Source organism: Glaesserella sp., assembly GCF_041814905.1.
Lineage (GTDB): Bacteria > Pseudomonadota > Gammaproteobacteria > Enterobacterales > Pasteurellaceae > Glaesserella.
This window is the reverse complement of the sequence record NZ_JBGXYA010000054.1, coordinates 1-6,627: the sequence shown is the minus strand read 5'-3', so window position 1 is coordinate 6,627 and position 6,627 is coordinate 1. Positions and strand designations below refer to the sequence as shown.

Sequence of the window (6,627 nt, the reverse complement as noted above, 5' to 3'; positions counted from 1 at the left end):
TTTAATTAAATACCGGATGGATGTAGTATATTTACTTTAGTGGGTCTTAAAAAAGGTATAGAAATATTTAGCGGAGGTACCGGCGGAAGCGAAGAAGGAGGATTTTCCGCAAGTGGTGAGGTCGGTTTGGTATCACAACAAAATTCAGGTGTAATAGACGCTAGCTCCAAACTGGTTAGTGCTCAAGGAAGTTTAAGTGTCGATCCGAAAGGCAATGGGCAAGCAAATGCTTCAGCAGCATTAATGAACATTACGGCAACGACAAAAGATAAGCAGAGCGGATTTAACAGCAAAGTTGGATACGTTTCAGGAACAGGTTCTATTTCGGAGTCAGGTGCGGGCGGTAAAGTTGAAGCCATTGCTACTTCGCTTGATGGGAAATATGGTGGAAGAGTTGGTAGTGTTGAAGGTAAACTCACAACATTTAGTGCCGATGCAGAAGGAAAAATAAATGTCCTTACTGGGGAAAATGGCAGATATGGTATTGAAGGTAAAGCTGCCACACAAGCTTCTGCGATTGCTGCAGAAGGCAAAGCATGTTTAGGAACAAAAGAGAGTTTTATGATGATTTGTGGCAAAATAGGAGCAAATGCGGGACCTGCATTTGATTTTGGAGTCAAAGGTGTTTGGGATAATACTAATAAACAACTTGAAGCAGGGGGAGCCATCAAAGTTTTTGGTGGTATTGAAGTTGAAGGGCAGTTTGATTGGAATAAATTTAAAGAGCTTTTTAAATGATGTTTATATTTAATTCAATATGTATTGTACTATTATTTTTTTTAAACAGAAAAACTAAAATTCTCGGTTTCATTCTATTTTTTTTATTGTTAGCAATATTAGGGCTTATCTATATACCTGAAAAATTAAAAGGATCTTGGGTTCTAGATACTGCTGCTTTTCTTGCTCTGCTAATTATATATATAATCATTCTACTAAGTATTATATGGGGAAGAACAGTTGTTATATTTTTTAACCCCAAAGGATTTAAGCATGAAAATATAATACGGAATATATATGTATATATATTTACTGGATTTATTTTATTTGTTTCATACTTATTTTTCATCAAAGGAGTTATCTATGACTGATCATACTATTCCGTCGCTGTTACCGATTGGCAGTATTATCCAATTACACGGTGCCGATGAAGGTTATAAAATGATGATTATCAATCGAGTCATACCTGTTAACTATAAAGGAGAAGAAGGGTATTTTGAATATCTAGGCTGTCCACATGTTATTGGTGCAACGGGCGATAATCGTTTTTATTTTAATACTGAAGATATTAAAAAAGTTTACTTCAAAGGCTATATTGATAATGATGAAGTTGAGGCTCAACTCAGATATCAAGAATTTTTAAGACTCAAACCTTTTAAAAAATTATATTTGGAGGACAGCGAATGAATATTCTACCATTAGGCAGTGTGGTAACATTAAAAAATGCCAAAGAAGAAAAAAAATTTATGATTGTTGTACGTAATGCGCTTTTAACGTTAGAAGGCATTAAAGGCTATACCGATTATGCTGCTTGTTTTTACCCTGTGGGAGTAGAAGGAAAAATGCAACATTTTAATCATGAACATATTAAAGAAGTGTTATTCACAGGCTATATAGACGAAGTCGAAAAAAAATACCAAGAATGGTATGTAACACGAGAAATCAAATACCCTAAATTACTCTTTAAATAGTATTCTTTCGACAACAAGCGGTCAGTTCCGAGAAAAATTTTGCAAATGGGCTCAATAAAAGAGATTCTCTGACAATTCACCCTAACCATCGAAGGACTGCCGCCTGCCCTGTTTTCTGTCATTTCTTCTATCCCTCTACGAAACTTGTCGAGCTCCGCAACAAAATAAACCTAACATTCATAACAACCAAAATGACATTGATTCCAAGGCAACTGCTTTTACGGCGAGCTATGGAAATGGAGAAGCTTCCGCTAAAATGTTGGGTATGTCTATTGAAGGAAAAAATGCAGAATTTAAAGCAAAAATACTCGCCGTAGATGGGCATTTTGAGAGTAACAACGGAATATCTGCTAAAGCAGACGGAATTTTTACAAGTACTGCGGTAAATGCACAACTGAGAGATAAAAATTTAAGTGCAGGTGGAAGCCTGGAAGGGAAATTAGGCTCTGCCGGCGGTGAGGCTACTGCAAAAGTATACGGTGGAGTCGGTAATATTTATGGTGGTGAGATTAATCTTAAAGCCAAGGCTTCACTGGTCGAGGCTGAAGCCAAAGGTGAGTTTAACAGCCGATATGTGAATGTTCGCGGAAGTTTCGGCGGTAGTGTGGGTTCTGTTGGAGCGGATGCTGATATAAAAAGTTTGGTTGATTTGAATAAAGAGATTGCTACAAGGAGTTAACAGAGAACTGGCTATATTACTTGGTTTAAAAGGTGATTTAGAGGTAGATGTTAACTATGGTGTAATAAGGGATGATTGGAAATCCATATTTAATTATGATTAATTATATACTATGTTTATGTATCGCGTTCTTAGTTTTTTATACACGAAATAACAGATATTTCTATAAGACTTTTTTATTTTGTTATCTGGCATAATACTTTATACATTGATTAGTAAATTGTATTTGTATTTTTTTCATTGCCATCGTGGCATTATGATGTGTCGATGATAATTTTGATTTATTTCGGTGTGTATTTTATGAATTTTATAATGATTTGTATGATTAAAATTATTTGGAATCGTGTTTTAACAAAAACACCTGTGGATTTTTAGGGGAGTCGAGTAAAGTATTTTTATATGGCTGTTTATGGCTTTGGTTATATATTTTGTAATGTAGTCATAAATTATGGTACTTGGTTAAAATAAGAAAGTCATTACCCCAATTAAAAGTCAGACAACCCTCCTTAATAGAAAAACTCACAAGCGGTCTATTTTAATAAAAAATTTGCAAAAAATTTATCGAAACAGACCACTTGTAGATTTAAAAAAACATTTTTGTATTTTAGTTATATCAGTACGCTTCTGGCTTTATGCCTATTTTCATCAACAGAATCACCTATAGCTAATCCAGCTTAAGATTTATTGCATTTGGCTACCCCATTTGTTTAAACTGATTTTCAATAGGCTATATATTTTGACAACTAATTGAGTTATATTAGTCATGTGGAATGCCGAAGATTACTTTTCTAAAGCAGCCTATTTAAAACTCAATTTAAGTTAGAATTTTTATTTGTTAACGTTTTGATATTGGCTCCAAGGTCGGAGTAGGAATGAAGGAATTTTTTATGTCTACAGATCGATTGTCATCAGGTCTCAATCAGCTAAATTCAACAGCGGACAGCGTTGGTTCCGTTGCTGATTTGGTCGGTAATGATAAATTGGCTTCTCAAATAGCAAAGGCGCAAAAAACGATGTCACAGGCAACACAAGTTGTTGGTATTGCCAAAGAGGTAATCCATCGCGTTCAACAAATTGGCCTGGCGACAACACCATCCACTGTTTGGACTTCATCAGATAATAAGCCAAATGCAGAATCCCTCTCCCCTTTAGACTTGCTGACAGCCTTATTTAAGCGTCCGCCAAGCGGATTGCAATTCACGTTAACAGCAGGCGACTTATCGCCTTTAACCTTTTCCGTCATCCGTTTTCAATTTACTTCTCATTATAGCGATTTATATTGTTTAGACGTTATGCTTAGTAGCGCAAACCCGGCTGTTGATCCGGCAGCAATATTGGATAATCGTGCAGTCTTATCCGTTTGGCAAGATGGCATACTGCAACAAACGCTTTCCGGTATGGTGGCAGACTTTGAGCAAGGCGACAGCGGATTTAGAAACACTCACTATCGCTTAAAAATTTATCCGGATCTATGGCGAACCACTCTGCGACACAATGCTCGGATTTTTCAACAAAAAGATATTCAAACCATTATCTCCACGCTATTGGAAGAAAATAAAGTGGCTGACTACGCTTTTGTACTACGCCACCCGCATGCAGAACGGGAGTTCTGCGTACAGTATCGCGAAACGGATTTTGATTTTTTACAGCGTCTGACGGCGGAAGAAGGAATTTTTTACTACTTTGAACAAGATAACGGACAACATCGTCTGATATTTACCGACGATGCCGCTACCTTAGGCACCTCAGTTGCACTGCCCTATAATGTCAATCGAAATGCACAACTCCAAGAAAAAAGTATAACGAGTTTTAACCGCTCGGAAAAAGTCCGTCCGTCACAGGTACAATTAAAAGATTACACCTTCCGCAAACCAAACTGGACGGCACAATTTGATGCCACGGCAAAAGATGCGGAACATCAGAGAAGCGGCTATGAACATTATGATTATCCGGGAAGATTTAAAGATGGTCGCGGTCAGCAATACACCCGTTACCGTTTGGACGGGCTAAGACAAGATGCTCATTTAGGATGGGGAGAAAGCAATAGTCCGAACTTACAGGTAGGGAAATTGTTCAGCTTACAACGCCATAGTAATGAAAGTTTAAATACCCTTTGGCAACCAGTGAGTATTATTTATCAAGGGAAGCAACCGCAAGCTGCCGAAGTTGAGGCAGGAGAAAAAGGCACCACGCTCACCGCCAGATTTGAGTTTATCCCAAGCGGACAAACTTGGAGACCAATGCAACGCACAAAACCTCGGGTGGAAGGTCCTCAAATGGCGATAGTGGTAGGCCCGAAGGGAGAAGAAATTTATACTGATAACTTTGGGCGTATTCGTCTACAATTTTTATGGGATAGAGAAGGAAAATCCGATGATCACAGCTCCTGCTGGATTCGGGTAACCCAACCTTGGGCAGGGAAAGGTTGGGGAATGATGGCAATTCCACGAGTCGGACATGAAGTTGTCGTAAATTTCTTAGATGGAGATCCTGACCAACCGATAGTTACCGGGCGAACATACCATGCTAATAATATGTCGCCGGCAGCCTTACCGGCAAACAAAACGCAAATGCACCTTATGTCGCAAACATACAAAGGTAACGGCTATAACGGTGTATTGATGGAAGACTCCCCGGGGGGGCAACGTTTAGACTTCCAAGCACAAAAAGATATGACGACGGATGTGCTCAACGATAAAACTACCGTGGTGAATAACGAACACAGCGAATCGGTTTCAAAAGCACAAAATATTACCGTACAAGGTAACCGGAATAAAACCGTACAGCAAAATGAGTTAGTTTTATTAGCAAGTAGCAGTATCAATGAGGTCGGTATTAAACGCACACTGACCTCAGAGAAACAACTTGTCGTATCCTCTCAAGGAGGCAGTATCTCCCTTTCAACCAACGGAGCCTCCATTACCCTCACGCATGAAGGTTCCGTTGTCATTTCCGGTTCGGGAGAAGTAACGATTAACGGTCAAGAGAGTGTGTATGTTAATAATGGGGCGGTAAGCGATGCTGCAGGTAATCCGATTGCCAAAGATGCACCGCCCCCAGAAGCCGTAGCGGCAGCCAATGCAGCCCTAGCTCAAGAATGGCAAGCACAATCTAAGCAAATCGAACAATTACGGGCGGAAGGCAAACATGATTTAGCCGATAAGCTCGATCGGGAGCGCAGAGCGCTACAAGCAGCCCGATTGGCTCAAGCCGCTTATTCGCCTATCGGTAGCCATCCTCCGGCAGGTTGGAAAGAAATTAGTATGGATCAAAAAGAATTAGCTAAATATGGTTTATCAGCAGAAGACTTTCCTCCAGATACTGATTTTCGCGCTCGTGTATTTGCGCCGGATCCGGCAGTATTCGGCAACGATATGAAACCAACCATCAGCTTTAAAGGCACAACCTCTTTGGAAGATTGGAAAAACAACCTTAAACAAGGCTTAGGGCTTGAATCTGATTACTACACACGAGCAGTAAAAATTGGTGAAAAAATTAAAAAAGCGGGTACATCCAATGCGATTGAAATTGTTGGTCACTCTCTCGGAGGTGGATTAGCTAGTGCGGCATCGATGGCATCCGGAGCTAAGGCAACGACATTTAATGCTGCTGGTGTACGAGATATAACTGTAAAAAGAATAACTGAAATAGAATCAAGCCAAATTGAAGCCTATTATATTAAAAAAGAATTGCTAACCCGAGTACAGGAATTGGAACCCAAAACCTTGCCTGATGTTGTTAAAAGAATTAATCCAACGACAAGAATGCCTTATGCGCTGGCAGATGCGGCGGACGCCCTGGGCGCATTGGCTCCGAATGCCCGTTATACGGAACGTTATCAGCTTCCTATACAAACAAAGGATAATTGGATACCGTTTGACATTGGCAATTCACTGGACGATCACGGAATGGATAAAGTAATTAATGCTTTGGAAAGTCAATTTACTGATACCATCAAATTAATTTCCCCGTAAGCATGAAAAGGAAGGAGATTATGAAGCAATTATTGTTGATTTTAACACTATTATTAGGAGGTTGTATGTTTGAAAGTTACCCCATGGACCATTTCACGGAAGAACAAAAAATATTAGTCAAAGCCATTCAAGCCGGAGATTTGGACAAAGTCAAAAACCTTGCCCCAACTACCGATTTAACCCTTAAAAGTGATAAAAGTATCCCGATCTTAACCGCCGCGATTTATGAGGCAATGGATGATATCAAAAGCGACAAACCTACCCGCCGTTTGCAAATTATTACCGA

Annotated in this window: 6 protein-coding genes; all 6 read left to right on the top strand. The window is 39.3% G+C overall.

Going from position 1 to position 6,627, the window contains the following annotated elements; translation table 11 throughout:
• Window positions 1-39: 39 nt before the first annotated feature.
• Window positions 40-738, top strand: a complete 699-nt coding sequence (locus tag ACEYJ7_RS08255; RefSeq protein WP_373778595.1) for a hypothetical protein — start codon at window positions 40-42, stop codon at window positions 736-738.
• A 342-nt stretch (window positions 739-1,080) separates the two neighbouring features.
• Entirely contained in the window at window positions 1,081-1,404 is a 324-nt protein-coding gene (locus tag ACEYJ7_RS08250) for a DUF4176 domain-containing protein (RefSeq protein ID WP_373778594.1), read from the top strand.
• Window positions 1,401-1,688 carry a DUF4176 domain-containing protein gene (locus tag ACEYJ7_RS08245; RefSeq protein ID WP_373778593.1) on the top strand — a complete coding sequence of 96 codons (288 nt, stop codon included), beginning with the start codon at window positions 1,401-1,403 and terminating at the stop codon, window positions 1,686-1,688. The genes ACEYJ7_RS08250 and ACEYJ7_RS08245 overlap by 4 nt, the downstream gene beginning before the upstream one ends.
• A gap of 265 nt (window positions 1,689-1,953) precedes the next feature.
• Window positions 1,954-2,367: a hypothetical protein gene (locus ACEYJ7_RS08240; protein ID WP_373778592.1), complete on the top strand. Its 414-nt coding sequence runs from the start codon at window positions 1,954-1,956 to the stop codon at window positions 2,365-2,367.
• A gap of 887 nt (window positions 2,368-3,254) precedes the next feature.
• On the top strand, window positions 3,255-6,341 hold the full coding sequence (gene tssI / locus ACEYJ7_RS08235; protein ID WP_373778591.1) for a type VI secretion system tip protein TssI/VgrG: 3,087 nt from the start codon (window positions 3,255-3,257) through the stop codon (window positions 6,339-6,341).
• Window positions 6,342-6,406: 65 nt separating this feature from the next.
• Window positions 6,407-6,627: hypothetical protein (locus ACEYJ7_RS08230; protein ID WP_373778590.1), on the top strand; the 221-nt coding region annotated here is incomplete at its 3' end.

What these genes read in the sequence shown, in the direction of transcription:
- ACEYJ7_RS08250 (WP_373778594.1), top strand. Translation starts at nt 1,081, where the DNA reads ATGACTGATCATACTATTCCGTCGCTGTTACCGATTGGCAGTATTATC.
- ACEYJ7_RS08245 (WP_373778593.1), top strand. Translation starts at nt 1,401, where the DNA reads ATGAATATTCTACCATTAGGCAGTGTGGTAACATTAAAAAATGCCAAA.
- ACEYJ7_RS08240 (WP_373778592.1), top strand. Translation starts at nt 1,954, where the DNA reads ATGTCTATTGAAGGAAAAAATGCAGAATTTAAAGCAAAAATACTCGCC.
- tssI (WP_373778591.1), top strand. Translation starts at nt 3,255, where the DNA reads ATGTCTACAGATCGATTGTCATCAGGTCTCAATCAGCTAAATTCAACA.